23 protein-coding genes and 1 pseudogene are annotated in these 26,431 nt (G+C 67.5%); 15 read left to right on the top strand and 9 right to left on the bottom strand.

The features are described 5' to 3' along the window. The first annotated feature begins 27 nt into the window (after nucleotides 1-27). Nucleotides 28-1,725, top strand: a complete 1,698-nt coding sequence (locus ABC347_RS11430; RefSeq protein ID WP_413245854.1) for a putative bifunctional diguanylate cyclase/phosphodiesterase — start codon at nucleotides 28-30, stop codon at nucleotides 1,723-1,725. Here ABC347_RS11430 and ABC347_RS11425 read toward each other — a convergent pair. From ABC347_RS11425 to ABC347_RS11410, 4 genes are read right to left on the bottom strand one after another with little or no spacing between them, the layout of a single operon-like run. Beyond that, entirely contained in the window at nucleotides 1,704-2,903 is a 1,200-nt protein-coding gene (locus ABC347_RS11425) for a CCA tRNA nucleotidyltransferase (protein ID WP_413245853.1), read from the bottom strand. The genes ABC347_RS11430 and ABC347_RS11425 overlap by 22 nt on opposite strands. Next, nucleotides 2,900-3,475 carry a CoA pyrophosphatase gene (locus tag ABC347_RS11420; protein WP_413245852.1) on the bottom strand — a complete coding sequence of 192 codons (576 nt, stop codon included), beginning with the start codon at nucleotides 3,473-3,475 and terminating at the stop codon, nucleotides 2,900-2,902. The genes ABC347_RS11425 and ABC347_RS11420 overlap by 4 nt, the downstream gene beginning before the upstream one ends. Further along, nucleotides 3,472-4,038 carry a DUF1285 domain-containing protein gene (locus tag ABC347_RS11415; RefSeq protein WP_413245851.1) on the bottom strand — a complete coding sequence of 189 codons (567 nt, stop codon included), beginning with the start codon at nucleotides 4,036-4,038 and terminating at the stop codon, nucleotides 3,472-3,474. The genes ABC347_RS11420 and ABC347_RS11415 overlap by 4 nt, the downstream gene beginning before the upstream one ends. 9 nt (nucleotides 4,039-4,047) lie before the next feature. After that, nucleotides 4,048-4,578, bottom strand: a complete 531-nt coding sequence (locus ABC347_RS11410) for a GNAT family N-acetyltransferase (protein WP_413247042.1) — start codon at nucleotides 4,576-4,578, stop codon at nucleotides 4,048-4,050. 216 nt (nucleotides 4,579-4,794) lie between these two features. On the opposite strand from ABC347_RS11410, the gene ABC347_RS11405 reads away from it, so the two are divergent. Beyond that, nucleotides 4,795-5,559, top strand: coding sequence for an SDR family NAD(P)-dependent oxidoreductase (locus ABC347_RS11405; protein ID WP_413245850.1), 765 nt, complete (start codon nucleotides 4,795-4,797; stop codon nucleotides 5,557-5,559). Next, nucleotides 5,556-5,954: a dihydroneopterin aldolase gene (locus ABC347_RS11400; RefSeq protein ID WP_413245849.1), complete on the top strand. Its 399-nt coding sequence runs from the start codon at nucleotides 5,556-5,558 to the stop codon at nucleotides 5,952-5,954. Before ABC347_RS11405 ends, ABC347_RS11400 begins: the two co-directional genes overlap by 4 nt. Nucleotides 5,955-5,961: 7 nt before the next feature. On the opposite strand, the gene ABC347_RS11395 is transcribed toward ABC347_RS11400, so the two are convergent. Further along, the gene (locus ABC347_RS11395; protein WP_413245848.1) at nucleotides 5,962-6,807 is read right to left on the bottom strand and encodes a hypothetical protein; all 846 of its coding nucleotides are present in this window, start codon (nucleotides 6,805-6,807) and stop codon (nucleotides 5,962-5,964) included. Nucleotides 6,808-7,063: 256 nt separating this feature from the next. On the opposite strand from ABC347_RS11395, the gene ABC347_RS11390 reads away from it, so the two are divergent. The 5 genes from ABC347_RS11390 (at nucleotide 7,064) to ABC347_RS11370 (ending at nucleotide 10,964) form a co-directional block, all read left to right on the top strand. After that, nucleotides 7,064-7,726, top strand: a complete 663-nt coding sequence (locus ABC347_RS11390; protein ID WP_413245847.1) for an energy transducer TonB — start codon at nucleotides 7,064-7,066, stop codon at nucleotides 7,724-7,726. A gap of 78 nt (nucleotides 7,727-7,804) precedes the next feature. Then, a complete protein-coding gene (locus tag ABC347_RS11385) occupies nucleotides 7,805-8,560 on the top strand; it encodes a MotA/TolQ/ExbB proton channel family protein (RefSeq protein ID WP_413245846.1) in 756 nt (251 codons plus the stop codon). Between the two features lie 99 nt (nucleotides 8,561-8,659). Next, nucleotides 8,660-9,139 carry an ExbD/TolR family protein gene (locus tag ABC347_RS11380; RefSeq protein WP_413245845.1) on the top strand — a complete coding sequence of 160 codons (480 nt, stop codon included), beginning with the start codon at nucleotides 8,660-8,662 and terminating at the stop codon, nucleotides 9,137-9,139. 12 nt (nucleotides 9,140-9,151) lie between these two features. Continuing rightward, nucleotides 9,152-9,580: an ExbD/TolR family protein gene (locus ABC347_RS11375; protein ID WP_413245844.1), complete on the top strand. Its 429-nt coding sequence runs from the start codon at nucleotides 9,152-9,154 to the stop codon at nucleotides 9,578-9,580. 76 nt (nucleotides 9,581-9,656) lie between these two features. Further along, nucleotides 9,657-10,964: an MFS transporter gene (locus ABC347_RS11370; RefSeq protein WP_413245843.1), complete on the top strand. Its 1,308-nt coding sequence runs from the start codon at nucleotides 9,657-9,659 to the stop codon at nucleotides 10,962-10,964. Here the strand turns inward: ABC347_RS11370 and ABC347_RS11365 are convergent. Next, nucleotides 10,961-13,249 carry a glycoside hydrolase family 3 N-terminal domain-containing protein gene (locus tag ABC347_RS11365; protein ID WP_413245842.1) on the bottom strand — a complete coding sequence of 763 codons (2,289 nt, stop codon included), beginning with the start codon at nucleotides 13,247-13,249 and terminating at the stop codon, nucleotides 10,961-10,963. The genes ABC347_RS11370 and ABC347_RS11365 overlap by 4 nt on opposite strands. A 212-nt stretch (nucleotides 13,250-13,461) precedes the next feature. Here ABC347_RS11365 and ABC347_RS11360 point away from each other — a divergent pair, with 212 nt between their 5' ends. The 6 genes and pseudogenes from ABC347_RS11360 (at nucleotide 13,462) to ABC347_RS11335 (ending at nucleotide 22,682) form a co-directional block, all read left to right on the top strand. Further along, nucleotides 13,462-14,493 carry a LacI family DNA-binding transcriptional regulator gene (locus tag ABC347_RS11360; RefSeq protein ID WP_413245841.1) on the top strand — a complete coding sequence of 344 codons (1,032 nt, stop codon included), beginning with the start codon at nucleotides 13,462-13,464 and terminating at the stop codon, nucleotides 14,491-14,493. Continuing rightward, the gene (locus ABC347_RS11355) at nucleotides 14,490-15,656 is read left to right on the top strand and encodes a TonB-dependent receptor (protein ID WP_413245840.1); all 1,167 of its coding nucleotides are present in this window, start codon (nucleotides 14,490-14,492) and stop codon (nucleotides 15,654-15,656) included. Before ABC347_RS11360 ends, ABC347_RS11355 begins: the two co-directional genes overlap by 4 nt. Nucleotides 15,657-15,710: 54 nt before the next feature. Next, nucleotides 15,711-17,420: pseudogene (locus ABC347_RS11350) on the top strand (TonB-dependent receptor domain-containing protein); the annotation flags it as partial. 62 nt (nucleotides 17,421-17,482) lie between these two features. Continuing rightward, a complete protein-coding gene (locus tag ABC347_RS11345; RefSeq protein ID WP_413245839.1) occupies nucleotides 17,483-18,904 on the top strand; it encodes a glucoamylase family protein in 1,422 nt (473 codons plus the stop codon). Continuing rightward, nucleotides 18,826-21,978 (top strand): discoidin domain-containing protein, encoded by a 3,153-nt coding sequence (locus tag ABC347_RS11340; RefSeq protein WP_413245838.1) that lies wholly within the window; start codon nucleotides 18,826-18,828, stop codon nucleotides 21,976-21,978. Before ABC347_RS11345 ends, ABC347_RS11340 begins: the two co-directional genes overlap by 79 nt. Nucleotides 21,979-21,983: 5 nt before the next feature. After that, a complete protein-coding gene (locus ABC347_RS11335; protein ID WP_413247041.1) occupies nucleotides 21,984-22,682 on the top strand; it encodes a carboxylesterase family protein in 699 nt (232 codons plus the stop codon). A 3-nt stretch (nucleotides 22,683-22,685) separates the two neighbouring features. Here ABC347_RS11335 and ABC347_RS11330 read toward each other — a convergent pair whose 3' ends face one another. Together ABC347_RS11330 and ABC347_RS11325 are read right to left on the bottom strand one after the other, a co-directional pair. After that, nucleotides 22,686-22,847, bottom strand: coding sequence for a hypothetical protein (locus ABC347_RS11330; protein WP_413245837.1), 162 nt, complete (start codon nucleotides 22,845-22,847; stop codon nucleotides 22,686-22,688). A gap of 49 nt (nucleotides 22,848-22,896) precedes the next feature. Next, nucleotides 22,897-24,300, bottom strand: a complete 1,404-nt coding sequence (locus ABC347_RS11325; protein ID WP_413245836.1) for an exopolysaccharide biosynthesis polyprenyl glycosylphosphotransferase — start codon at nucleotides 24,298-24,300, stop codon at nucleotides 22,897-22,899. Nucleotides 24,301-24,507: 207 nt separating this feature from the next. On the opposite strand from ABC347_RS11325, the gene ABC347_RS11320 reads away from it, so the two are divergent. Beyond that, the gene (locus tag ABC347_RS11320; protein ID WP_413245835.1) at nucleotides 24,508-25,395 is read left to right on the top strand and encodes a M48 family metalloprotease; all 888 of its coding nucleotides are present in this window, start codon (nucleotides 24,508-24,510) and stop codon (nucleotides 25,393-25,395) included. Here the strand turns inward: ABC347_RS11320 and galE are convergent. After that, nucleotides 25,379-26,389 carry a UDP-glucose 4-epimerase GalE gene (galE, locus tag ABC347_RS11315; protein ID WP_413245834.1) on the bottom strand — a complete coding sequence of 337 codons (1,011 nt, stop codon included), beginning with the start codon at nucleotides 26,387-26,389 and terminating at the stop codon, nucleotides 25,379-25,381. The two genes, ABC347_RS11320 and galE, sit on opposite strands and share 17 nt — an antisense overlap. Nucleotides 26,390-26,431: the final 42 nt, after the last annotated feature.

Here is a 26,431-nt window from a genome sequence, read left to right as displayed (position 1 = left end):
TAACCCTGTCGCCCTAAGCCGACCTTGATGAAGGCGGGCTCACAGATTCTGTCGCCAGAACCGTTCGATGCGGGCGGCGCATCCGTGCGAGAGCCGGCGGTCGAGCAACGCGTCTCCGAAGTCCGCCAGGCTTATCTCGATGCGCTGCCGATCGCGGCGGCGGTGGTCACCTTCGATGGCGCGCTGGAAGTCGCGGACCACAACGCCTCGTTCGCCGATCTCGATCATCCGCAGAATCGCTTGATCGAACGACCCGGCCTCGCCGGACCCTTGACCCGCTTCCTGTCTAGCAGCGACCGCACCGATGAATTCGACTGGCGCGACGGCGACCATATCGGTGCGCGCCATTATTTCGTGCGGATGGCCCGGATCGAGCGGCTGAACGATGCGCCGCGCGGGCTGGTGTCCTTGGTCGATCGCACCGCCGAGATCGAAAGCCAGCGGTCGCTGCGTGCCGAGACGATGCACGACAGCCTGACCGGGCTGGCCAATCGCACCGCCTTTGCCGAAGCGGTCGAACGGCGCATGGATGCCGGATCGAGCTTCGCGGTGTTGGTGATCGATCTCAACAGGTTCCGCCGCGTCAACGAATGCATGGGCGGGATCGTTGGTGACGAGCTGATCATCACCGTCGCGCGCCGCATGATGGGGGCGCTGCGTGGCGACGACGTGCTGGCGCGACTTGGTGGCGACGAATTCGCGATCCTGCTCGGCACCGTCCAGGACAGCGACGCCCAGGTAGCGGCCGCTCGCGTGCAGACCGTGATGAGCGCGCCGTTCCGGCTGTCCGAACATGAGGTGCGGATCGACTGTTCGATCGGCATCGCGACGATGAACGCGCTCGTCTCGGTCCCCGACGATATGGTGCGCAACGCGCAGGTCGCGATGAAACGCGCCAAGCTTTCGGGCGAGGTCGAGACATACAAGCCGGGCGAAGTGAGCGCCGCGCGCCGCCGGTTCAGCCTCGAGACCGAACTGCGCCGGGCGATCGAAAACGACCAGCTGACGCTGGCGTGGCAGCCGCTGATCGATCTGGAGACCGGCACGATCCAGAGCTTCGAGGCATTGGCCCGCTGGCGCCATCCGCATCGCGGGGCGATCTCGCCCGTTGAATTCATTCCGGTCGCCGAAGAATCGGGGCTGATCCTGCCGCTCGGCCGCTGGGCGATCGACAAGGCGCTGGCGACACTTGCCGATTGGGATGCGCGCGCCGGCACGCTGCTGCCGGCAGTCGGTGTCAACATCTCCGCGATCCAACTCGCCCGCGACGATGTCGGCCGGATGATCGGCAACGCGCTGCAACGGCACGGCATCGCCGGCAGCCGGTTGACGCTGGAAGTGACCGAAAGCGCGATCATTCGCGATCCGGCGCGTGCGACCGCGGTGCTTCATTCGCTCAAGCAGCTCGACGCCAGCATCGCGATGGATGATTTCGGAACCGGCTATTCGAGCCTGGCCTATCTGCAGAAGCTGCCGATCGACATCCTGAAGATCGATCGCAGCTTCGTGACGCCGATGCTGGGCGATCGCGATTCGGTGGCGATCGTGCGCGCGGTACTCAGCTTGGCCCATGCGCTCGGCATGCGCACCGTGGCCGAGGGTATCGAGACGGTCGAACTGGCGCAGACGCTGGCGGCGCTCGGCTGTTCGGCGGGGCAGGGTTATCATTATGCCCGGCCGCTCGATGCGGATGCCGCCTTCGCCTATTGGGCCGAGCGCGCCTGATCGAGCGCGTCTGCGACGATCGCGGCGAACCGTTCCCCATCCGGGAAGGCTTCCGCCACCCAACGTCGCTCGATCGCCTGCAGCGTCGCCGCGACGATCGGCCCGGGCGCCAGGCCGGCAGCGATCAGCGCCCCGCCGGATAACGGCAGCTGCGGGCGCTGCCAGCCGGCCAGCGCCTGTGCCTGTTCGCTACGTCCTTCGATCAGCAGCCGATCGATCGCGGCATCCGCACCGCGCGCATAGGCGATCGCATCGATCGACTCATCCGGCATGATCGGCGTCGCCGCCTGTCGCACGCGGCGCTGGCGCACGCGCGACTGTTTCAGCCGGGCGACCGTGCGTTCGGCGCGGTCGGGATCGTCGGGGAGCAAGGCCGCCAGCCGACGGACCGGGTCCGGGATGGCGCAGGCTGCCGTCTCGGCAGCGATCAGCCGCCCCAGCCGATCGATCCCGGCCGGTTCGATCTCGGGCAGGATCGGTGCGAACAGGCCATAGTGATGCATCAGCCGCACGGTCGATGTCGGATCGGGCAGTGCCAGCAGCTTCAGCAGTTCATCGGCGATTCGTTCACGCGAAAGCGCCATCAGGTCATTCGCGCGCTCCGCGCAGGCCGCGAGCCCGGCCGGCTCCGGATCACCGCGGCCGAACCGGGCATGGAATCGGAAGAAGCGCAGGATCCGCAGATGATCCTCGGCGATGCGATCGCGCGGATCGCCGATGAAGCGCACGGTGCGCGCCGCCAGATCGTCCAGCCCGCCGAAATAGTCGAAGACCGCGCCGCTTGCGGGATCGGCGGACAGCGCGTTGATCGTGAAATCGCGGCGGGCGGCATCCGCTTGCCAATCATCGGTGAAGGCGACGGTCGCGTGGCGGCCGTCTGTCGCGACATCGCGCCGCAGCGTCGTCACTTCCACTGCGCCGCCGGGCAGCACTGCCGTCACCGTGCCATGGGCAATGCCCGTTGGCACGGCGGTGACCCCGATCGCCTTCACCCGCCGCAGCACATCATCCGGCAGCAGCCGCGTCGCAAGATCGACATCGCTGACGGGCAGCCCCAGCAGCGTATCGCGGACCGCGCCACCCACGAACCGGGTCGCGCCGGCCGCGGCGCCAAGAGCGTCGAGCAGGGTCGACAGGCCGGCCCGGTCGCGCCAAGCCGCTGCGGGCAACCGCGTCATCGCCCCAGCCGCTGTGCCAGGTTCAGGATCAGCGCCGCGGTGACACCCCAGATGCGGTAACCGGCCCACATGATTTCGTAATATTGGCGTGGACGTCCCTCATAGATGATCTCGTGGCGCACGGCCTGTTGCCGGTCCAGTACATGATCGAGCGGGGCCTCGAACCAGTCGGCGACTTCGGCGGCGTTGGGTGACAGCGGCAGATCGGGCGGCACCACCGCCAGCACCGGCGTGATGCTGAACCCGGTGAAGGTGTGGAACGGGTCGCCGGTGCCGACCACGATCGGCACGTCGCGCGGCAGGCCGATCTCCTCCTCCGCCTCGCGCAGGGCGGCCGCGACTGCGTCCTCGCCAGGATCCAGCCGACCACCGGGGAACGCCACCTGCCCGGCATGCGCGCGCATCGTCTCGGTCCGGACGGTCAGCAGCACGCCTGGCCGCGGGCGATCGGTCACGGCCACAAGCACCGCGGCCGCTGCCTTGTCGTCGGCGGTGCCGTCGCCGGTCAGCAGCGTAACGTCCCGAGCGAGACCGGCCTGCAATTCTCCGCGCAGTCGTTCGGCCAAGGTCATGCTGGGCCCAGCGCGAAGCGGGCGCCGTCGCTCCACAAAGCGGGCGGCTCGCTGCCATCGGCCAGCGCCAGCGCGACAAGCTCGTAATAGACGCTGCGCACGATCAGCGCATTGAGGCCGGCGCGCACCGCGAGATAGGGATGGGGGCCATCGTCGCGGGGCTCGAATCGCAGTGGATTTTCGGGGCCGGCGACGACGAGCTCGCCGGTGTTGAGGCGGAACGCCAGCCGCCGATCCCGGCCTTCGCCTTCGCTCTTCACCTCGACCGCCACGAACGGCGCATCCTCCACCGTGATGTCGAGCTTCTCGACGGGCGTTACCAGAACGAAGCCGCCGTCGGGCTCGCGCCGCAGGATGGTGGAGAAGAGCTGGACCATCGCCGGCCGGCCGATCGGGCTGCCCTGGTGATACCAGGTGCCGTCGCGCGCGATCCGCATCTCGCTGTCGCCACAGTGCGCGGGGTTCCACTTGTCAACGGGCGGCAGCTTGTCGGCGGCGGCCAGGGCCGCGATCTCGGCAAGGCTCAATCCGGCAAGGTCGGCGGGGCGGTCACGCGTCGGCATGGCGCAGCCCTATTGCCTGTGCCCGGCCCCCGCAATGGCCGGGGTGCGCGCCACGAGGCAGCCGTCGGCCGGCAGTGTCATGCCTTCGGGCAGGCGGGCGAGCACGCGCCGCTGCTCGACCGGGCCGGGCATCTGCCAGCCGGTGGCGGCGGCCGCCCGGAAGCCGAAGAATTGGCCATAATATTCAGGGTCACCGACCAGCATCAGCGGCACTCGATCGGCATCGGCACGCGCCAGCATCGCGGCCATCATCTGCCGGCCGAGACCACCAAGCTGCCGATCGGGCGCAACCGCGACCGGGCCGACCAGCACCAGCGGATGCCGATCCTGCCCGGCCAAGAGTGCAATCGGCCAGCTCTGCAGAACGCCGGCCAGCACGGCGCCATCGAACGCCGCCAGCGACAGGTCGTCGATCGGCCGTGCTCCCTCGCGCAGGCGGTAGGCGGTCCGCGATCGCCGATCGGTGCCGAACGCGGCATCGAGCAGTGCTTCGATCGCATCGGGGTCGGCTTCCGAAAGGGAGGCGAGGCGGACAGCTATGATCGGTCACTCCGGCATGGCGGGGGTGCGCCTGTAGCGATCACAGGGCAGCGCGCCAAGCGCCGGCAGTTATCCCCAGCGTTGGGGGGAAGCCTGTGGAAAAGACAGGTATCGTTGCTGCAAACGCAACATTCGCGCCTTGCCGCCGTCATCTGCCCGAAATTTGGGCAGGTGCGCGCATTTCATTCCATCGTCCGCTGCGCTAGCCCGGCAGGCATGAATGCCGAATTCGGATCGCCCCGCACCGCGATCGTGACCGGGGCCGCACGGCGGATCGGATGCGTGATCGCGCGCGCATTGGCTGCGCGCGGCTGGACGCTGCTGCTCCACTGCAACCGATCGACCGAAGCGGCGGATGCGCTGGCGGCCGAGATCGGGCATGCCCGCGTGGTGCGCGCCGACCTGGCCGAGCCGGACGCCGCGCGCCGCATCATGGCCGCCGCCGCCGATCTGCCGCCGCCCGGCCTGCTGGTGAACAACGCGTCGCGCTTCGAACATGATTCGCTCGACGACTTCGATGTCGCGGGCTGGAATGCGCATATCGCAGTAAACCTGCGCGCGCCGGCCCAACTGATCCAGGCGTTCGCCCGCGTCGTGCCTGCGGGAGCCGGTGGACTGGTCGTGAACCTGCTGGATGCCAAGCTGGCCCAGCCCGATGCCGATTTCTTCAGCTACACCATTTCCAAGATGGGGCTGGCGGGGGTGACGGAACTGGCGGCGCGGGCGCTGGCCGGCCACGGGATCCGCGTCTGCGGGATCGCGCCGGCAATCACGCTGGTCTCCGGGCCGCAGAGCCGCGATAATTTCGAGCAGGTTCACGCGCTCAACGCGCTCGGTCGCGGAGTCGAAGTCGATCAGATCGTCGCCGCGCTCGATTTTCTGCTGGCCACGCCGACGATCACCGGCCAGACGATCACCCTCGATGCCGGCAAGCGCTTCCTGGGCCTGTCGCGCGACGTGCAATTTCTGGACACGCCATGACCACCCCCAAGATCGACGGCCTGGTGCCGGCGGCGCTTGCGCCGAAGAGTTTCCGTATCTTCCTGACCGATTATGACCTGCCGGTGGATATCGGGTTCCACGACCATGAGGTCGGCAATCCACAGCGGCTGCTGGTGTCGGTCGATGTCTGGGTATCGGCTGCCGCCTTCGCCAGCGAGGACAGCGCCGCCGCCGCCTGGAATTATGACTTCCTGCGTACCGAGATCAGCCGCATGGCGGCGGGCCGGCGCTACAATCTGCAGGAGACACTGGCGCGCGAGATCTATGACCTGATCGCCGCGCGCGCCGGCGTAACGGGGCTGCGCGTTTCCACCCGCAAGCCCGACATCTATCCGGACTGCGCCGGCGTCGGGGTCGAGCTTTCCAGTTTCTGAGCGACGCTTATTTGCTGCGGCCGCATGGTCCCAGCCCATCGATCACGACCCGGTAATCCGCACGTGCCGCATCCGCCGCCGCGGGTTCGAGCTCGGCGATACTTGTGGCTGGCAATTCGGCCGGTAGCGCGCAGGCGAGCCGGTACCAGAGCAGCGTGTCGCGCGCCGGTGGCCCGGCGGCTTCGTCCACCATCTCGGCAAGCGCTACCGCCCAGCGCGGCTGCTCGCCAGGGCGTCGCAGGATGCTCAGGCTGACCGGGCGGGAATCGGCAGTCGTCAGGAAGATCTGCGTTTCGCTTTCGCCCGGCAGTGACCCCCGCACATGGAATGCGCCGCCAACGCCGGTGATGACGGGCGGCGCATCTGCCGAAACCAGCGCGGTCACGATGGCGCGCAGCCGCTGCTCGGTCTCTGGCGTCCAATCCAGCATGGCGCGCGGCCCGGCCAGCTGAATATCGGCGGGCCTACCGGCGACGGGGCGAGCCAGCAGGATCACGCGTTGCTTGCGCAGTTTCGGGGCGCGCCCCCGTGCATCGAGCGGCCGATCAACCAGGAAGCTGACTCGCGGAGGCAAGCCCTGTGCGCCGCGGATCAACGTCAATATGTCGGCGGTGGCATAGAATCGCGCCTGACCCGCCGGTAGCGACGCGACCGCCTCGCCCTTCAGCCGCTCGGCGCCGCGAATCTCGCCGGCGGCGACGATCGGCGCAGCAATCGCGAGGTCGACGAGATCGGCATAGCCGATTTGATAGGGGGCAGCGGCACCCGGCAGTGGGGCGGGCTGCGCCGGAAGGGCGGTGGGGGCGGGGGCTGCAAAAACAAGCAGCGCTGCCTGAAATCCGTGGAATCGCATGGGTTCTCCGGTCGCCGAGATGGCGAGTCAGCCTCATTAGGCGTGCCGGCGGCGCCGGCCGATCGACTGTGCCACGCGGGGAATGGCCGTTTCAAGGCGTTTACAAAGCGTTTGCGCCGGGGAAACTGTCGCGATAGAGACTCGAACGTTCGATACAGCGGGTGCACCCGCGGACGGACCCGGGACGCTTCGACCAGCCCTGCGCCAGTCGGCCGCGCGTTCCGTGTTATTGGATTGGAGGGAGTGGCGCTGTTTAATGGCCTACGCTGATCAAGCCCCGATAAGCACACGCAAGATCGTGGCGATCGCCCTTGTGGCGCTCCTCCACGCTCTGCTGGGCTATGCATTCATCACCGGCCTCGCGTTCAACGTCGTCAAGAAGGTCGCTGCCGATCTGAAGACGTTCGACGTGGTCGAGGAACCACCACCCCCGGAAGAGCTGCCGCCGCCGCCGCCGCCGGATCAGCCGGTCGAGCCGCCGCCGATGGTGGCACCGCCGCCGATCGTGCAGGCGCCGGTCGTGATGGCGCCGCCGATCCAGACGGTGCGCGTGGCGCCCCCGCCCGTGATCACGCCGACTGCGCCGCCGGCGCCGCCGCCGCCGCCCGCGCCGCCGCGCATCTCGCAGGCGGCCGGTGCCCGGGGCAACCCGGCGCAGTGGGTGACGTCTGACGACTATCCGCCGAGCTCGATCCGCAACGAGGAAGCGGGCACGGTCGCCGTCGCGTGGGACATCAACGAAGCGGGCCGTATCGAGAATTGCCGGGTGACGTCTTCAAGCGGTCATCCCGCGCTCGACGAGGCGACCTGCCGGCTGCTGATCCGCCGCGGCCGCTACACGCCGGCCAAGGACGAGAATGGTAACCCCATCCGCTCGAGCTCCAGCCGGCGCGTCCGGTGGGAAATCCCGGATCGGTGATCGATCTGGCAGGCCGGGCGCCGCATCGCCCGGTCCGCCGCAACAAGACACATCGGACTTGAAGAGGAAGACGAGACTATGGCTACCCCCGCAGCGCCCGCTGGTGGCGAAAATCCCTATGGCCTGATGGCGGCGCTCGAGCAGGGCGGCACGATCGCCTGGGCGACCTTCATCATCCTCGTGATCATGTCGGCCGCGTCCTGGTACATCATGTTCACCAAGCTGTTCGAGCAGCAGAAGATCCTGAACCAGGCCAAGCGCGTGCGCACCAGCTTCTGGGGAACGCCCAGCCTGCGTGACGGCGCCAACAAGCTCGAGAAGAACTCGGCCTACCGCCAGCTCGTCGACGACGGCCTGCGCGCCCAGGACGAACATACCCGCCTGACCGATCCGATCGAGGCGCATGACTGGCTGCTGGGCTCGCTCGGCCGTTCGCAGGCCGCGATCAACTCCAAGCTGTCGAACGGTCTCGCCGTGCTCGCGACGGTCGGTTCGACCGCGCCGTTCGTCGGCCTGTTCGGCACCGTGATCGGCATCTATCGCGCGCTCATCAAGATCGGCGCGGCCGGCCAGGCGTCGATCGACGCGGTCGCCGGTCCGGTCGGTGAGGCGCTGATCATGACCGCTCTGGGTCTCGCCGTGGCGGTGCCCGCGGTGCTCGGCTACAACTGGCTGATCCGCCGCAACAAGGTCGTCGCCGAGCAGCTGTCGGCCTTCTCGACCGACCTGCACGGCTACATGGTGTCGGGTGGCCAGGTGAAGCCGCAGATCGCTGCCGCGCGCGCCGCGACCGCCGCGCCTGCGCCGAAGCCGGTGACGACCACCAAGGCCTGATCGGGTCGGCAGCCGGGCGGCGCGATCCGCCCGGCGGCCCCCGACATCGGTGCCCGCAACAGCGGCTGCCGGAACGATTGAAGGATAGGACGCCAATCCATGGCAATGAGTGCGGGACCCGCCGAATCCGACGCCCCGATGTCGGACATCAACACGACGCCGCTCGTCGACGTCATGCTGGTGCTCCTCATCATCTTCCTCATCACGGTGCCCGTCGTCATCCAGACCGTGCCCGTCAATCTGCCCAAGATCGTGTTCGAGCCGACCACCACCAAGCCCGAGAATGTCTCGCTCTCGGTCAAGGCGACGGATGGCAAGTGCGAAGTCTATTGGGGTCAGACGCTGGTCAGCGCGCAGGAACTGCTCGATCGCGCGGTCGTCAAGCTGAAGGCCGAGATCGACAAGCAGGGCGGACCGACCGCGGCCGGGCTCGAACTGCCCGAGGCGCATATCCGCGGCGACGTGAATACCCCCTATCGCTGCATCGGTGGCGCGATCTTCACGATGCAGCGCGCCGGCTTCGCCCGCGTGGGCTTCATCTCGGAGCCGCCGGCCGGCACCGTCAACGCGCGTCTGTAAGGAGTAACCAGCATGGCAATGGCAGCCGCCGCCGCTGAAGGCGAACCGATGATGGACATCAACACGACGCCGCTGATCGACGTCATGCTGGTGCTGCTGATCATGTTCATCATCACCATCCCGATCCAGACCCATGCGGTGAAGCTGGATCTGCCGGTGGACGATCCCAACAACCAGACGCCGCCGCCGATCGATCCGGTCAAGAACAAGGTCACGATCGATCCGGCCGGTACGGTGTTCTGGAACGGCGCGCCGGTAAACCTGGTCGTGCTGCGCCAGTATCTGGACCAGACGCAGACGATGAACCCGATTCCCGAGCTGCACCTGCAGCCCGATCCGAACGCTCGCTATGTGGTGGTGGATGAGGTGCTCGCCGTCACCAAGCGTGCGAACGTCGAGAAGATGGGGTTCGTCGGCAACGAGGCTTACGCGGCCTTCTGATCGATCCGGATCCGACTATGCGAGGGGGTGGCATCCGAAAGGATGTCGCCCCTTTCGCGTTTGAGGCGGTACCGTGATGGCGATGAGTGCGGGTCGGCCGCCGGGGTCGATCGGCTGGCGGGGCGCGATCCTGTTTGCGAGCGGCGATTTCGCCTTCAACCTCTACTGGCAGGCAGTCAGCCTCTACCTCCTGTTCTTCTACACTGATGCGCTGGGATTACCGGCGGCAAGCGCGGGGCTGATCTTCCTGATCGGATCGGTATGGGACGGGATCGTCGATTTCGGAATAGGCATGGCGGCCGATCACAGCCGGATCGGGCGGCGCGGCTTTGCACCGCTCCTAGTCGCAGGTGCGATCCCGCTCGGCGTGTCGGCATTTTTGCTGTTCACGCCGATCGGAACAGTCGGCGCGGCGGCCGTGCTTGCAGTGCACCTGCTGTTCCGCACGCTCTACGGCGCACTCAACATCCTCTACGCGGCGATGACGGTTCGCGTGACCGGCGACGGCGGCGATCGTGCCCGGATCGGCGGCCTGCGGATGATGTTCGGCACGCTCGCCGCCGTCGCGGTCGCGCTCACGACGCAGCCGCTGGTCGGGCTGGGCGGTGGCGGACCGGCGGGGTGGATGGTGCCGGCCGGTCTGTCCGCCGTCGTCGCGACGCTACTGCTGCTGCTGGTCGCAGCGCGCTGCCGGGAAACCATCCCGCCGGAGGCGACGGTGGCGCGCAACTGGCGCGAAACGGCGGCGACACTGATGAGATCGCGCAGCTATGCCTGGTTGCTGGCCGCGACGGTCGGCATGACGCTGGCGGCGGCGATGTTCACGAAGTCGATCCTCTATCATTTCAAATATCGGCTGGGCGATGCGGAAGCGGCCGGACCGGCCCTGGCCGCGATGGGCATTGCCGGCGCGCTGACTGCGCCGCTGTGGATGGCGATCGCAAGTCGCCAGGGGGCGGATCGGCTATGGCATCTCGGCGTGGCGATCGCCATCGCGTCGATGCTGGGCAGCTGGGCGATCGGCCTCCACGGGGGTGCCGGCGGGCTGGCGATCCTCATGATCACGCAGGCGGCCTTGGTGGCACTGAACATCGGCTTCTGGACGCTGCTGCCCGACTCCATCGATCGCACCGCGCGTACGACCGGCGTGCGCAGCGATGCGACGGCAGTGGGCCTGGCGGCGCTGGTCCAGAAACTGGCGTTGGGCATCGGCGCGGCCCTATTCGGGCTGCTGTATGATGCCGCCGGCTATGTCGCCAATATCGCGCAGCCGCCTGTGGTACTGGCGCGGATGGATGCGATCATGCTGCTCGTGCCGCCGGTCGCGCTGGTCGCCTCGTCGATCGCTGTCGCGCTCGGCCAGCGGCAGGTGGATCGCGGCTAGCCCGCAAGCAGCTCGAACCCGCCCTGCAGCCCGTCGGCCGCCGACGGCGCGATCCAGACATCGAACCGCCCGGGCTCGACCGTGGGCCGGTTGTCCACGCCGATGAAACCGAGATCGCCGCGGTTCAGCGTGAAACGGATGCGTTGCGAGGCGCCCGGCGCCAGCCGCACGACCTTGAACGCCTTCAACTGCCGCACCGGGCGCGTGATGCTGGCAGCACGGTCGCGGATGTAGAGCTGCACCACTTCGTCTGCCGTGCGCCGGCCGCGATTGGTGACGAGCGCGCTGATCGCGATATCGCCGGCCCAAGTCAGCTTGCCGCCTGCAGTATCCAGATCGGCATAGTCGATCCGCCCATAGGTCAGTCCATGGCCGAACGCGAAGCGCGCGGCATTGGGGGCGGTTCGATAGCGCGCCTTGTAATCCTGCAGAGCCCCCGGCGGATTGGGGCGGCCGGTGGGCTTATGATCATAGTGATAGGGCTGCTGCCCGCCCTCGATCGGGAAGCTGATCGGCAGCCGGCCGGCCGGGGCATGCGTGCCGAACAGGATATCGGCGATCGCCCGGCCGCCCTCGCTGCCGAGGAACCAGGTGACGAGGATCGCCGGTGCGGCCAGCACGCCGCCTTCCAGTGCCAGACCGCGCCCGTTCTTGAGCAGCACCACCACCGGCTTCCCGGTCGCGGCAACCGCATCGGCCAGCGCCTGCTGCGCCGGCGGGATCACGCAGGATGTGACCGACTGGGCTTCGCCGGACATTTTCTGGCTCTCGCCGATCGCCAGCAGCACCACGTCGGCAGCGCTGGCGGCGGAGACGGCGGCCTCGACCCCGCCCGGCAGTGGTGCGTCGATGCCGCTGCCTTCGGTGACGCTCAGCAGGGCCGGATCGGCCATCGCCTCGCGCAGGCCGGTTGCCAGATCGATCGCCTGCACGTCGTCGCCATAGACATTCCAAGGGCCGATCAGATCATGCTGGCCGGCGCCGAACGGACCGATCAGCGCGATCCGGCGGCGGCTGCGCGACAACGGCAGCAGATCGCCTTCGTTTCGAAGCAGCACGATCGAGCGGCGGGCGGCGTCGCGCGCCAGATCGAGATTGGCGCGGGTGCGCACGCGCGCCTTTTCGCGAGGTGGAGAGATGCGGCGGAACGGATCGTCGAACAGGCCAAGCCGCGCCTTGACGGCGAGCACACGGCGCACAGCCTCGTCCAGCCGCGACATCGGCACCTCGCCCTTGGCGACCAGATCGGGCAGGTGGCGGATGTAGAAGCCGCTCTGCATCGACATGTCGACCCCGGCCATGAAGGCCAGCTTCGTGGCTTCCCGGGCATCGGCGGCATAGCCGTGGGCGATCAATTCCTCATCGCCGGTATAGTCGGACACCACGAGACCGCCGAAGCGCCACTCGTCATGCAGGACCTGCGTCATCAGCCAGGGATTGGCAGTCGCGGGGATCCCGGACAGCTCGTTGAAGGCGGCCATGGTGGAAAGCGCGCCGGCATCGAATGCGGCCTGGAACGGCGGGAAATAGACTTCGCGCAGTGTCCGCTCGGAAATGTCGACGGTGTTATAGTCCAGCCCGCCCTCGGCCGCGCCATAGGCGGCGAAATGCTTGGCGCAGGCCAGCACGGCATCGTCGTCGGTCAGCCGCCGGCCCTGGAAGCCCTTGACGCGCGCCGCAGCGAACAGGCGGCCGATCAGCACATCCTCCCCCGCACCCTCGACACCACGGCCCCAGCGCTGATCGCGCGCGATGTCCACCATCGGTGCGAAGGTCCAGTCGATGCCGGCGGCGGCCGCCTCGGTGGCGGCGGCGCGGGCGGTGCGTTCGGCCAGCCCCGGATCGAAGCTTGCCGCCTCGGCCAGCGGCATCGGGAAGACGGTGCGATGGCCGTGGATGATATCGGCCGCGAAGATCAACGGGATCTTGAGCCGCGACCGATCGACCGCTTCAGTCTGCATCCGCTTCGCCATTTCCGCGCCGTTCCCGTTGAACACGCCGGTCAGGCGCCCCGCCCGGGTTTCGGCAAGCTGTTGTTCGAACGTCGCACCGGCAGACGGGGGGTTCAGCGCGGTCGCGGCCGATCCCGCCCAGGCTGCGGCCATCAGCGTCAGCTGACCTGCCTTTTCCTCGACGGTCATGCGCTGGATCAGGGCATCGATGAAGGGCGGTGTCGCCGCGGTGGATCCGATTTGCACCAGCGCATGCAGCGGTGATCTGGCCCAGGCGACGGTGGCCGCCGCCGCGATCAGCGCGCTGCGCCGGCTCAATCCCCGATCGGTCATCCCATCCTCCCCAGCGTACGACCACCGGTCGGCACTGTTGCGACAATGCGACGGTCGCCGGCCCGATCCGGCGAATCACACTTTCGATCTTGTTAGCCGCCGATGGAACCGGTTACATCAGAAAACTGACAACGCTGTCCGACGAGTCGGACGTTTCGCGAGCGCCCAGCATCGGGACAAGGTGCAGGCGGGTGGAGGATGTGACGACAGGCATGGCGCACGCCACGATCAGAGATGTCGCCCGTATGGCCGACGTGTCGGTGGCGTCGGCCTCGCGCGCGTTGAACGGGATGGCCAACGTGCGCGCCGCCACGGCGGATCGCGTCCGTGCCGCAGCCGATGCGCTGGGCTATGTTCCCCATGCCGGCGCCCGCAGCCTCAGCATCAAGCGCGCGCATGCGATCGGCGTGGTGCTGCCTGATCTGCACGGCGAATTCTTTTCCGAACTGGTGCGCGGCATGGATCGGCAGGCGAGCCGACTTGGCTTCAACCTGTTGCTGTCGAACATGCATGCCGATCCCGACCAGGCGATCGCAGCATTGCGCGCGATGCGCGGCCGGGTCGACGGGCTGGTGGTGATGGCTCCCCACCTCGATACCGCGGCAATCCTGGCCGGCGGCGGCGGTGCGCTGCCGGCGATCCTGATCAATACGGCAGGGGATACCCAGGGACGCGGCGTGATCCGTGTCGACAATCGCGCCGGCGCGGAAGCGATGGTCGCCCATCTGCTGGCGATCGGCCGGACGCGGATCGCGCACCTGGCCGGGCCGCGTGGCAATGCCGACGCCGAACAGCGGATCGAAGGGTTCAACGCCGCCTTGAAGGCAGCCGGCATCACGCGCGCGCCGCTCATGATCGCGGGCGACTTCACCGATCAGGCGGGGGCCGATGCCGTCGCCGCGCTGCTGCCGCGGCTGGACGAGATCGATGCGATCTTCGCCGCCAATGACATGATGGCACTGGGTTGCCTGATGGCGCTGCGGGAACATGGCATCCACGTTCCGGACCGGATCGCCGTGGCCGGCTTCGATGACGTGCCGATCGCCCGTTACGTGACGCCGGCGCTGACCACGATGCGCATCGATGTCGCTGCGCTTGGCGAGCGCGCGGTGGCGCGATTGGCCGACGCGATCGACGCGCGACCGGAAAGCGGCGCTGTCGAGATCGTCACGCCCGAACTCGTCATCCGCGGCACCACCAGCCGCCGGGACACGGGATCCGTTTCAAAAGGGGAAGAAGCATGACCAACACCAAGATTGGAGCGATCCGCGCAGCGCTTGCCTGTGCCACGATGCTGGCGGGCGGCATCGTGGCGGTGGCGCCGAGCGCGGCCCAGACCACGACATCGGCGGTCCGCGGGCGCGTGACGACAGCCGCGGGCCAGCCAGCGGCAGGCGCCACCGTGACCGCGACCAGCACCGGCACCAATCGCCGGCTGACCACGACTGCCGATGCAGCGGGCAATTTCAGCTTCAGCGGTCTGGTTCCGGGCGAATATCGTTTCGAGGCCAGCGCCGGGGGCGAAGCGGTCGCGACGCGCGCCACGGTCGCCGTCGGGCGGGTCGGTACGCTTAACCTGACGTTGGCGGCCGCATCCGCCGAGACCGTTGCGCCTGGCCCCGCGACCGAGAGCAACGGCGACGAGATCGTGGTGACGGCAGGCACTCTGGTCGAAAGCCGCACGTCCGAAGTGGCCACCAACATCAGTCAGCAACAGATCCGCTCGCTGCCGCAAACCGACCGCAACTTCCTGTCGTTCGCCGCGCTCGCCCCGGGCGTGCAGTATATCGATAGCGAGACGAACAAGGGCATCCAGTCCGGCGCGTCGACGCGGGCGGGGGTGAATGTGTTCATCGACGGCGTCAGCCTGAAGAACAACGTCCTCGACGGCGGTATCGCCGGCCAGCAGGATTCGCGTGGCAACCCGTTCGGCCAGCTGGCCGTGCAGGAGTTCCGGGTGCTGACCCAGAACTACAAGGCCGAATATGAGCAAGCCTCGGCCGCGATCGTGACTGCGATCACCAAATCGGGCACCAACGAATTCCACGGCGAGGCGTTCGGCGCCTATACCGACCGAAGCCTGTCGGCCAAAAGCATCCTCGACAAGCGCGCCGGCCGGCCCGAGCCCGTTTTCGAACGCAAGCAATATGGCGTGTCGCTGGGCGGGCCCATCATCAAGGACAAGCTGTTCTTCTTCGGCGCGTATGAAGGCAACGACCAGGATCGTGCGTTCAACGTCGAGCTGGGCAACCGCACGCCGGAGAATATCGCCGCGTTCGGCCAGTTCGAGGGATCGTTCGTCAGTCCGTTCCGCGCCGACCTGTATTTCGGCAAGCTGACCTTCACGCCGGATGACGCGCAGACCTTCGATCTGAGCTACAACAAGCGGATCGAGACCGACATCTAGGGCTTCGGCGGCCAGACCGCGCGGACCGCGGCGGAGAACAAGAAGAACACGGTCGATACCTGGCTGCTGAAGCACACCTATCGCGGGGATGGCTGGACCAACGAGTTCTCGGCCAGCCTGCTCGATTATGTATTCAACCCCACGTCGCTGAACCCGGACGATCCGACCTTCGAATATGCCGGGGTGATTACCTTCGGCGGCAAGGATTCGACGCAGCGCATCAGCCAGCAGAGCATCGTGCTGCGCAATGACGTGACGTTGGATGATATCGAGGCGGCGGGCCGCCACGTCGTCAAGGCCGGCCTGCGCTATTCGGTGCAGGACTATGATTTCACGAAGAGCTTCTTCGTGCAGCCGCGCTACACATTCCGCAACGATACGCGCAACGATGCCGATCCCGGCAATGATCTCGATTTCAGCTTCCCGGCCGAAGCGCGGCTGGGCATCGGCGATCCGCGGATCAAGGCGTCCAACAGCCAGCTCGGCATGTATATCCAGGATGATTGGGAGATCACCGAGAAGCTGGAGCTGAACCTCGGCCTGCGCTGGGATTTCGAAAGTAACCTGTTCAACAATGATTATGTGACGCCGCCGGCGGCGGTGACCACGCTGCTCGGCCTGCCGCGCACCGATTATTTCGATCCTGCCGACTATATCACCGACGGCAGCAACCGGCCGCCGTTCAAGAAGGCGTTCCAGCCGCGCCTGGGCTTCTCATACGATTTCTTCGGTGACGAGAGCACGGTGCTGTTCGGCGGTTATGGCCGCTATTACGACCGCAATGTCTTCAACAACACGCTCGATGAGCAGTTCAGGCTGCAATACGCCACCGGCACCTTCTACTTCTCGCGCGATGGTCAGCCGCGCGACGGCAATCCGACCGTTGTCTGGAATGATCGCTATCTGACCCGCGAAGGCCTGCTCGAGCTGCGCGCGACCGCGCAGACCGGGCTGCCCGAGCTGTTCGCGGTGAAGAATGATGCCAAGCCGCCGAAGACCGATCAGTTCAGCCTTGGCGTGCGTCAGAAGATCGGCATTTTCCAGGCGTCCGTCACCGGCACCTACATCCGTGGTAACGACGGCTACACCTATCTGTTCGCCACCCGCAACGCGGCCGGCGAATGTTGCGACACCAGTGTGCCGCGCGCCAACGGCTTCGCCAACGTGTTGATCGGCGTCGACGGGCTCAAGACGCGTTACAAGGCGCTCTTCTTCACGCTCGACAAGAACTACACCGAGGCGTCGGGCTGGGGCGTCAATATCGCCTACACGCTGTCGAAGGGGGAGCAGAACGGCAACGATCTGTTCAGCCTCGATAAGATCACGCCCGATGCCTATGGCTGGCGGCCGCGGGCAGGCGACGAACGGCATCGCCTGGTCCTGTCGGGCATCGTGGATCTGCCGTTCGGCTTCCGCTTCTCCACGCTCAGCACGCTCGGCAGCGGCCAGGCCTTCCGCGTGAACGACGAGACGGCCGGGTCCAGCGTCAATCTGCGCGAGATCCGATCCGCCTATCCGGAGAAGAACTGCATCGGCCTGTTCGCCTATTGCGAGGTCAACTTCACGCTGGAGAAGGAGATCGAGTTGTTCGACACGCACAAGATCGGCCTGGCAGTCGATCTGTTCAACGCCTTCAACAACAAGAACTATAGCGGTTTCGACGACTTCACCAATGCCACCGATCCGCTGCTGCCCGCACGGATCGGGCGCGACCTGCTGACCCTGCCGCGCCGCGTACAGTTCCGCGCATCATACCGCTTCTGACCCCCCTCTGCGGGACCGCTCCCCCAGGCGGTCCCGTCTTTTTCTGATTGGTATGCGTACTCATGATCAGGCGCCGCGAATTCCTCGCCGGCTCGGCCGCCGGCGGACTGCTTGCCGCCGGCTGTGCCCGCGCTCCGCTCGCCACCGCCGGCTCTACCCGGCTGCCGCCGCTGTTCGATGCGATCGAGGAACGAACCTTCCGCTATTTCTGGGATACCACCGATCCCAGGACGGGGCTGGCGCCGGATCGCTGGCCCTCGCCCAGCTTCTGCAGCATCGCCGCGGTTGGTTTCGCGCTGACGGCGCTTCCGGTCGGCGTGACGCGCGGCTGGATTACGCGGGCGGCGGCACGCGATCGCACGCTGGCCACGCTGCGCTTCTTCTGGGCAGGCAAGCAGGGCCCCGATCCGACCGGCACGATCGGCCACAAGGGCTTCTTCTATCATTTCCTGGGGATGGATACGGGAACGCGGTTTCGGGATTGCGAGCTTTCGACGATCGATACCACGCTGCTGATGGGCGGCGTGCTGTTCGCGGCCGCCTGGTTCGACGCCGAAGATCCGGGCGAAGCCGAGATCCGCGATCTGGCCGACCGGCTCTACGCGAGGATCGACTGGCGCTGGGCGGTTACCCGACCGCCGCTGGTATCGATGGGCTGGCTGCCCGAGATCGGGTTCATCGCCAAGGATTGGTATGGCTATAACGAGGCCATGCTGCTGTACGTGCTGGCGCTCGCCAGTCCGACCCATGCGCTGGAACCCGCCGCCTGGGCAGGATGGACCCGCAGCTATCCCAGTTCATGGCGGGGCGAGGGCGCGACCCGGCATCTGGCGTTCGCACCACATTTCGGCCACCAGTACAGCCATGTCTGGATCGATTTCCGAGGCATCCGCGATACCGCGATGCGCGAGGCGGGGTTCGACTATTTCGAGAACAGCCGCCGCGCCACTTATGCGCAGCGCGCCTATGCGATCGCCAATCCACTCGGCTGGTCGGGCTATTCGGAGGATGTTTGGGGGCTGACGGCGTGTGACGGGCCGGCTGACGCGACCTTGCCGCTGAACGGCGTCGACCGCTTCTATCGCGGCTATTCCGCACGCGGCCAGATCGATTTTCCGGACGGGTTCGATGATGGCACCATCGCGCCGACCGCGGCGATCGCTTCATTGCCGTTCGCCCCGGAGATCGTGATCCCCTGCGCGGCCGCCCTGCAGCGTGATCATGGCGCACGGATCTGGGGCCGCTACGGCTTCATCGACAGCTTCAACCCCAGTTTCGCCTATGCCGACGTGCCGTTGAACCGCGGCCGCGTCGATGGTCGGCACGGTTGGGTGGCGGAGGATCATATCGGCATCGATCAAGGCCCGATCCTGGCGATGATCGCAAACCATCGCGACGATTTGGTGTGGCGCACGATGCGGCGATCGCCGATCATCCGCCGCGGCCTGCAGCGCGCTGGCTTCACCGGCGGCTGGCTGGGATGAGCCTGCTGGCCGCCTGGCTGCTGGCCGCCGCCGCGCCCGCGCCCATCCTGCTCGACGGGTTCGAGAATGCTGCGCCGTGGTCGGCACGTGCCTCCGATGGGGTCGTAGCGCGGATCGGGCTGGCACTGGGGGACAAAGGCAGGGCGCTTCGGCTCGATTATGATTTCGGCCAGGTCTCCGGCTATGCCTATGCGCGGCGTTCGCTGCCGATCACGTTTCCGGCCGATTACGAAATCAGTTTCCGGATGCGCGGGCGGGGTGGCGTCAACGATCTCCAATTCAAGCTGGTCGATGCGAGCGGCGATACCGTCTGGTGGTATCCGCAGACCAATGTCCGCCCCACCGCCGAATGGCAAACGGTGCGGATCCCGCGCCGCAAGCTTTCATTCGCCTGGGGCCCGGTCGCCGATGCGCCGCTGACGCGTGCCGCCGCGATCGAGCTGGTCGTGGTGCGCGGGCGCGATGGCGGGTCGGGGCATGTCGAAATCGACTCGCTGCGCCTGACCCCGCGTCCGCCGGCCGCAGCGCTGCCGGCCCCGCGCGCCAGCGCACCGGCGATCATCGATGGCGATCCGCAGACTTTCTGGACGGCCAACGGCGGACAGCCTGCCACGATCGACTTCGGAGGCGTGCGTGAATTCGGCGGACTTGTGCTCGACTGGACGAGGCCGGCACCGGCCTATCGTATCGAGGCTTCGGATGACGGGCGGACCTGGCGACTGCTGCGGACCGTAAGCGACGGCAATGGCGGCCGCGATCCGATCGCCTTGCCCGAAACCGCGACGCGCTGGCTGCGGATCATGCCCGATCAACCGGCGCGGCTGGCCGAAGTGGCGATCAAGCCGCTGGCATGGGCGGCGACCCCGAACGACTTCGTTCGATCGATCGCGGCGGAGGCGCCGCGCGGTACCTGGCCGCGCGGCTTTTCGGGTGAGCAGAGCTACTGGACGCTGGTCGGCCCCGATGGTGGCCCCGACAGCGGCCTGATCGGCGAGGATGGCGCGATCGAGACGGGCAAGGGCGGCTATTCGATCGAGCCGTTCATCGAGATCGACGGCAGGCGCATATCCTGGGCGGATGTCCGGCCGCGCCAATCGCTCGAGCAGGATTATCTGCCGATCCCGCACGTGGTTTGGGACGGGCCGGACTGGCAGCTGGACACGAGCCTCTTCGCCGAACGAAACCGGATGATCGCGCGATACCGCGTCACCAATCGCGCTGCTGTGCCGCGCCGGTTGCGGCTTTTGCTGGCCGTCCGTCCGCTCCAGGTGAATCACCCCGCCCAGTTCCTGGGCCAGCGCGGCGGGGTCAGCCCGATCTCCGCACTGCGCTGGGACGGCAGCGCCCTGTCGGTCACCACGCCGCCGGCGATCGCAGGCGATGCCGCCGTGGTGCGCCGGCTGGTGCCAATCGATCGGCCAACGGGGCTGGCGCTGGCCGGGTTCGATGCAGGTGGCGCGCTGGCCGCGGCGATCGGGCCGACAACGGCACGCGCGATCGATGATCCGACCGGGCTTGGTTCGGCGGTGATGGCCTATGATCTCGATCTGGCCGCCGGCGAGAGCCGCATGGTGCCGGTCATTCTGCCGTTCGCGGGGCAGCCGCAGGCAGAGGCGCCGTCGGCGGATGTGGCGGCGGCGCACGCGGCGGTCGCAGCGGAGTGGCGCGCGAAGCTCGATGCGGTCACGATCCGCGTCCCGCCGCGTCACCAACACCTGGCCGATACCGTGCGGACGTCGCTGGCGCATATCTTGATGAGCCGCGAAGGCGCGATCCTGAAGCCCGGCACGCGCAGCTATGATCGCAGCTGGATCCGTGACGGCGCGATGATCGCCGATGGCCTGCTGCGGCTCGGCCGGACCGAAGACGCGATCGCCTATGCGCGCTGGTTCGCGCCCTATCTGTTCGCCAACGGCAAGGTGCCGTGCTGCGTCGATCGGCGCGGGGCCGATCCGGTGCCCGAGAATGACAGCCACGGGCAGTTCATCTACCTCGTCACCCAGATCTATCGCTACACAGGTGACAAGGCGCTGATCGCCGAGTTCTGGCCGAAGCTGGTCGCGGCGCACGCCTATATGGAAGGACTTCGCCAGTCGGAGCGCACCGCGGCCAATCTCGCGGCCGGCCGGCGGATGCTCTACGGGCTGATGCCGCCCTCGATCAGCCACGAAGGCTATTCGGCGAAGCCCCAATACAGCCTGTGGGACGATTTCTGGGCGCTGCGCGGTTACAAGGACATGGCCTTCCTGGCCGCGGAGACGGGCGATGCGGGCGCCGACCGCTATGCCGAACAGCGCGATGCGTTCCAGCGCGATATCCACGCTGCGATCGCCGCTGCTGCGGTGCATTGGAAGATCGATTATATCCCCGGCGCGACCAGCCTCGGCGATCATGACGCCACCTCCACGACGATGGCGCTCGATCCTGCGGGCGAACAGGCGCGGCTCGATCCTGCGCTGCTGGCGAATACGTTCGAGCTCTATTGGGCCAAGGAACGGGCCCGGCGGGCGGGCACCGCCGCCTGGAAGGATTATACGCCCTACGAACTGAGGAATGTCTCGAGCTTTGTGCGGCTGGGATGGCGGGATCGCGTTCAGCCGCTGCTGGACGGTTTTTTCGGCGACCGCCGGCCTGGTGCATGGAACGGCTGGGCGGAAGTGGTCGGCCGCGATCCGCGCGAGATCCGTTTCATCGGTGATATGCCGCATGCCTGGATCTCGTCCGACTATATCCGCGCCGCGCTGGACATGTTCGCCTATGAACGGCCCGATGATCGCGCGCTGGTGCTGGCCGCCGGGCTGGCCCCCGATTATCTGGACGGGGCGGGATCCGGCATCGCCGGCCTGGCGACGGCGGAGGGCAAGCTGGACCTGGCCATTCGTGCAGACGCCCGGCGGCTGATCGTCGATATCGGCGGCACTGCGCGGCCGCCCGGCGGCTTCCTGCTGCCCTGGCCGCTCGGTGGGACACCGGGCCGAGCCTTGATCGACGGCAAGGCGGCGCGTTTTGGCGTGGCGGGGCTGGCGATCCCGGCCACGGGGCGGCCGATCCACGTGGAGGTGTTGCGGCAGTGAAGCGGATGTCGATCCTGCTGATGGCGCTCTTGCTGGTGGGCGCAGCACCGCCGCCCGAAGGCAGCCAGGCACCGCAGCCCGCTGCGGGCAAGGGCGGCTATCGCTACCAGCTGTTCGTGCCGCGCGGCTATGCTGCGGCCAGGTCGCAACGCTGGCCGCTGATCATCTTCCTGCACGGATCGGGCGAGCGCGGCGAGGATATCGACAAGGTCCGCGTCCATGGCCCGCCGAAGATCGTGGCAGACCATCCCGGCTTTCCGTTTCTACTCGTCTCGCCGCTGCTGGCCGCCGATGCGGACTGGGATGTCGCGAAGCTCGACGCGCTGTTGGCCGCGGTTCGCCGGCGCTGGCGAGTCGATGCAGATCGCATCTACCTGACCGGGCTCAGCCGCGGGGGGCATGCCACCTGGCGTTGGGCGGCGTCGGCCCCCGACCTGTTCGCGGCGATCGCGCCGGTCAGCGGTCGCGGCGATCCCGCGCAGGCCTGCGCGTTGCGCGACCTGCCGGTCTGGGCCTTTCATGGTGACGCCGATGATGTGGTGCCGCCCGTGGGAAGCTTTGCGATGGTGGAGGCGATCCGCGCCTGCGGGGGCAAGCCGCGACTGACCATCTATCCCGCCACCGGGCATGACGGCTGGACGCCGACCTACGACGATCCCGCGCTCTATCGCTGGCTGCTCGAACAACGCCGCGTTCGGCGCTGAGCGTCACTCCGGGGGCGTGTCCTCGCGCGGGATGCCGATCTGATAGCGGTTGCGATGATGGCGGCGCTTCTCGGCGCGCCGATGGCGGGCGCGCATCATGCGCGATGCGACGAAGGCGGCAAGCGGTAGCGCGACGACGGCCGCAAGGAGCAGGAACATCTCCATGCCCGGTCGCTAGCCGCCCTGTCGCCGAACCGCAATCTAAGTGTGTCGATCAAAACGCATTCTTGTGGATGAGCACCCGGAACGTGGCGAGGATGATCGACACGTCGCGCCAGATCGTCCAGCCGGAAAGATATTCGAGATCGGCCTGCAGGCGGTTGACGAGATCGGCGCGCCGCAGCGTGGCGCCGCGGAACCCGCGGATCTGGGCGAGGCCGGTCATGCCGGGCTTGATCGCGTGTCGGTGCCAGTAGCGCTGGTCCACTTCCCAGAACAATGCGTCTTCCGCTGTCGATGCCATCGCATGCGGGCGGGGCCCCACGATCGACATGTCGCCGACCAGCACGTTCAGGAATTGGGGCAATTCATCGATGCTCGTCGCGCGGATCAGTCGGCCGATCCGCGTGACCCGATCATCGTTGCGATCGGCCGAGCGCTCACCCTTCTGGTCGGTCGCCTCGGTCCGCATCGATCGAAACTTCAGCATGGAGAAATGGCGGTTGCCGCGTCCGATCCGCGCCTGGCGGAACAGCACGGGGCCGCGGCTATCGATCTTGATCACGATCGCCACCGCCAGCATCAGCGGTGCTAGCACCAGCATCAGCGTGCCGGCCACCGCGAGATCGAGCAGACGCTTGGTGACGCGTTCCTCGATCGTCAGCGGACCTGCCGAGACGATCATGGTCTTCTGCCCGTGCCAGTCGCCCATGCCCAACGTGCCGAGATGATCGAGCTCGGGCAGCAGCACTTCGCCATCGACATCGGCGCCCTTGAGCGCCACCGCCCAGGCCTCTCGACGCTCGGGCGGACAGGCCACCACCACGCGGTCCGCATTCTTCAGCAGCTTGCCCAGGCGATCGAGCAGCAAAGGGTCATCAAGCCGCGGATGCAGCCCCGCCACCCGCGCATCGATCAGCCAGTCGCCACCGCGGGTCGATTGCACGCCGTCGGTGATGACGACCTCGGTGAGCGGGGAGCCCGCGAACAGCTTGCGTGCCAGCCTCCCCATCGCGGCCCGCCCCATGGCGAGCAGGCCGCCCCCCAGCAGCATCACGATCCCGAACATGATCCGTGAAAAGTCGGAAGAGGCCTTCAGGTAGAAGGCGACGAGCAGAATGGCGCCACATGCCACCGCGAACGCCAGCAGCGCCCGCTTGATGCCGACCGCGAGATCGACCAGCACTTCGATCGCATAGGCCCGACTGTTGAAGGCGGCGGCCAAGTAAATCGGCACCAGGACCGCGACCACGTTGAGCCCGGTGGGCCCGAACAGCGGGCCGCCGTTCCGGATCAGATCGGCGGCCAGCGTACCGAGCGCGATCATCAACGCATCGCATAGCGCCAGTCCGATGTAGAACTGGAGACGCAGGCTTTCCTTGGACCGCGGCAGCCCAAGTGGGGCGCCCTCGGTGTCGACCAGCATATGGGCACGGAGCGCACTCGCTTCGCTATTCAAAGCTCGACTCCGGTCCTCGGCTCATCTTACTCGTCCGACAACTCGACAAAAGCGCTGATCGCGCTAGACCGCAACCCTATGGTGCGGTGCCGCATCCCATATCGCGACGGGCGGATGCGGGCGCAAGTTGTTTTGCGGACAGGATTGCTTGCCGTCGCATGGCTGGCAGCCGCGTCCCCCGCGCAGGCTGACGCAGACGAACGCGCCATGCTCGAGTCGCTGCGGGCACAGGATCGAACGGTCGCGACCGTCGGCTATCGCTTGTTCACCGCCGGTGCGGCGCTGTGCGGGGACAGCGGCGTGCAACCAGGGCTCGTAATGCATACCGCCGGCCAATATGGCGCGGCGATCCGACCCGAGGCGCGGGCATTGTTCGGGTTCGGCGCGGGTCCGTCGATCGCAGCGGTGGTGGCCGGCGGGCCAGCGGAACGGGCGGGCTTGCGGGCGGACGATGCCATTACTGCGATCGGCGGTATCCCGGCCGCCAGCGTGCCCGATGGCAAGGACCCCAGTTTCGATGGCGTAGCCGCTGCACAGGCCCAACTGGATGCGGCGCTCGCCCGTGGGCCGGTGGCGCTCGACGTTATGCGCGGCAGTCAACCGCTGCGCTTCACGCTGATCGCCGACGCCGGCTGCGCCGCACGGATCCAGGTCGTCGCATCGCGATCGATCGGTGCGTCCAAGGGGGGCACGCTGATCTCGCTGAATGCCGGGTTGGTCGATCTGGCGGCCGACGATGACGAGATCGCGTTCGCGGTCGCGCACGAACTGGCACACATCATCGCCCGCGATCGGGCGCGGCTGGATGCGGCGGGCGTCTCGCGCGGGCTGTTCGCCGGACTCGGCGGCAATGGGGCGAAGCTGCGCGCGGCGGAATATGAGGTGGATGCCCTCGCGCTATGGCTGATGGCGCGGGCAGGCTATGATCCGCACGCCGCGCTTCGCTTCGCCGATCGGATCGGCCGGCGGACGCGGACTCCGATCAGCGACGGCACCCATCCGCGCTGGGGCAAGCGGGCGGAGGCGATGCGGCCTGTGATCGCAGCGATCCAGGCGAAGCGCGCCGCGGGCCTGCCGCTTATGCCCGATCGCTGAGCGCGCGTTCCCAGGCGAGCGCATCGGCCACGATCCGATCGAGATCGGCATGGCGCGGGCGCCAGGGCAATCGCGCCAGGATCGCGCGATTATCCGCCACCAGCGCATCCGGATCACCGGCGCGGCGCGGTTCCATCCGCCGCACGATCATGGCGTTGGTGGCGCGATCGACCGCGTCGAGCACTTCCAGCACCGAATAGCCGCGGCCATAGCCGCAGTTCAGCGTCAGGCTTTCGCGTGGCGACGCGATCAGCGCTTCCAATGCGTGGACATGCGCATCGGCCAAGTCGCTGACATGGATATAGTCGCGCACGCCGGTGCCGTCCGCGGTCGCATAATCGGTGCCGAACACCGAGACATGGCCGCGTTTGCCCGTCGCCGCCTCGGCTGCGATCTTGATCAGGTGGGTGGCGCCTGCGGTCGACTGGCCGGAACGGCCCTGGGGATCGGCGCCGGCGACGTTGAAATAGCGCAGTGCGCAATAGTTGATCGGATGCGCGGCGGCGACATCGGCCAGCATCGTCTCGGTCATCAGCTTCGACATGCCATAGGGGTTGATCGGCCGCTTCGGCGCCTCTTCCGCCACCGGCACCGCATCCGGGATGCCATAGGTGGCCGCGGTCGACGAAAAGATGAAATGGCGGACCCCGCCGGCCACCGCCGCCTCGATCAGGCTGCGGCTGGCGGCAGTGTTGTTGCGATAATATTTGAGCGGATCGCTGACCGATTCGGGCACCACCACCGATCCCGCGAAATGGATGATCGCGCCAATCCCGCGTTCGGCGATCAGCGCGGTCACCCGATCGATATCCTCGACCGCACCCTCGACGAAGGCGGCGCGCGGATCGACCGCCCAGCGGAAACCCGTCACCAGATTGTCGAGCACGGTCACGTCCCACCCGGCATCGAGCAGCGCCAGCACGGCGTGGCTGCCGATATAGCCGGCGCCACCGGTGACGAGGACGGGAGGGCGGGCGGGGCTGCTGTCTGTCATGGCGGCCGTTTCACTCGGCCAAGGTTGCGGATGCGTCAACCG

Origin of the sequence: Sphingomonas canaveralia, assembly GCF_047238125.1 — a bacterium.
In the GTDB taxonomy this organism is placed as follows: domain Bacteria; phylum Pseudomonadota; class Alphaproteobacteria; order Sphingomonadales; family Sphingomonadaceae; genus JBDFMH01.
This window is presented reverse-complemented; position numbering and strand designations above follow the sequence as displayed.

Coding starts and splice junctions, on each gene's coding strand:
- ABC347_RS11430 (WP_413245854.1), top strand. CDS start 28: ATGAAGGCGGGCTCACAGATTCTGTCGCCAGAACCGTTCGATGCGGGC.
- ABC347_RS11425 (WP_413245853.1), bottom strand. CDS start 2,903: ATGACGCGGTTGCCCGCAGCGGCTTGGCGCGACCGGGCCGGCCTGTCG.
- ABC347_RS11420 (WP_413245852.1), bottom strand. CDS start 3,475: ATGACCTTGGCCGAACGACTGCGCGGAGAATTGCAGGCCGGTCTCGCT.
- ABC347_RS11415 (WP_413245851.1), bottom strand. CDS start 4,038: ATGCCGACGCGTGACCGCCCCGCCGACCTTGCCGGATTGAGCCTTGCC.
- ABC347_RS11405 (WP_413245850.1), top strand. CDS start 4,795: ATGAATGCCGAATTCGGATCGCCCCGCACCGCGATCGTGACCGGGGCC.
- ABC347_RS11400 (WP_413245849.1), top strand. CDS start 5,556: ATGACCACCCCCAAGATCGACGGCCTGGTGCCGGCGGCGCTTGCGCCG.
- ABC347_RS11395 (WP_413245848.1), bottom strand. CDS start 6,807: ATGCGATTCCACGGATTTCAGGCAGCGCTGCTTGTTTTTGCAGCCCCC.
- ABC347_RS11390 (WP_413245847.1), top strand. CDS start 7,064: ATGGCCTACGCTGATCAAGCCCCGATAAGCACACGCAAGATCGTGGCG.
- ABC347_RS11385 (WP_413245846.1), top strand. CDS start 7,805: ATGGCTACCCCCGCAGCGCCCGCTGGTGGCGAAAATCCCTATGGCCTG.
- ABC347_RS11380 (WP_413245845.1), top strand. CDS start 8,660: ATGGCAATGAGTGCGGGACCCGCCGAATCCGACGCCCCGATGTCGGAC.
- ABC347_RS11375 (WP_413245844.1), top strand. CDS start 9,152: ATGGCAATGGCAGCCGCCGCCGCTGAAGGCGAACCGATGATGGACATC.
- ABC347_RS11370 (WP_413245843.1), top strand. CDS start 9,657: ATGGCGATGAGTGCGGGTCGGCCGCCGGGGTCGATCGGCTGGCGGGGC.
- ABC347_RS11365 (WP_413245842.1), bottom strand. CDS start 13,249: ATGACCGATCGGGGATTGAGCCGGCGCAGCGCGCTGATCGCGGCGGCG.
- ABC347_RS11360 (WP_413245841.1), top strand. CDS start 13,462: ATGGCGCACGCCACGATCAGAGATGTCGCCCGTATGGCCGACGTGTCG.
- ABC347_RS11355 (WP_413245840.1), top strand. CDS start 14,490: ATGACCAACACCAAGATTGGAGCGATCCGCGCAGCGCTTGCCTGTGCC.
- ABC347_RS11345 (WP_413245839.1), top strand. CDS start 17,483: ATGATCAGGCGCCGCGAATTCCTCGCCGGCTCGGCCGCCGGCGGACTG.
- ABC347_RS11335 (WP_413247041.1), top strand. CDS start 21,984: ATGTCGATCCTGCTGATGGCGCTCTTGCTGGTGGGCGCAGCACCGCCG.
- ABC347_RS11330 (WP_413245837.1), bottom strand. CDS start 22,847: ATGGAGATGTTCCTGCTCCTTGCGGCCGTCGTCGCGCTACCGCTTGCC.
- ABC347_RS11320 (WP_413245835.1), top strand. CDS start 24,508: ATGCTCGAGTCGCTGCGGGCACAGGATCGAACGGTCGCGACCGTCGGC.
- galE (WP_413245834.1), bottom strand. CDS start 26,389: ATGACAGACAGCAGCCCCGCCCGCCCTCCCGTCCTCGTCACCGGTGGC.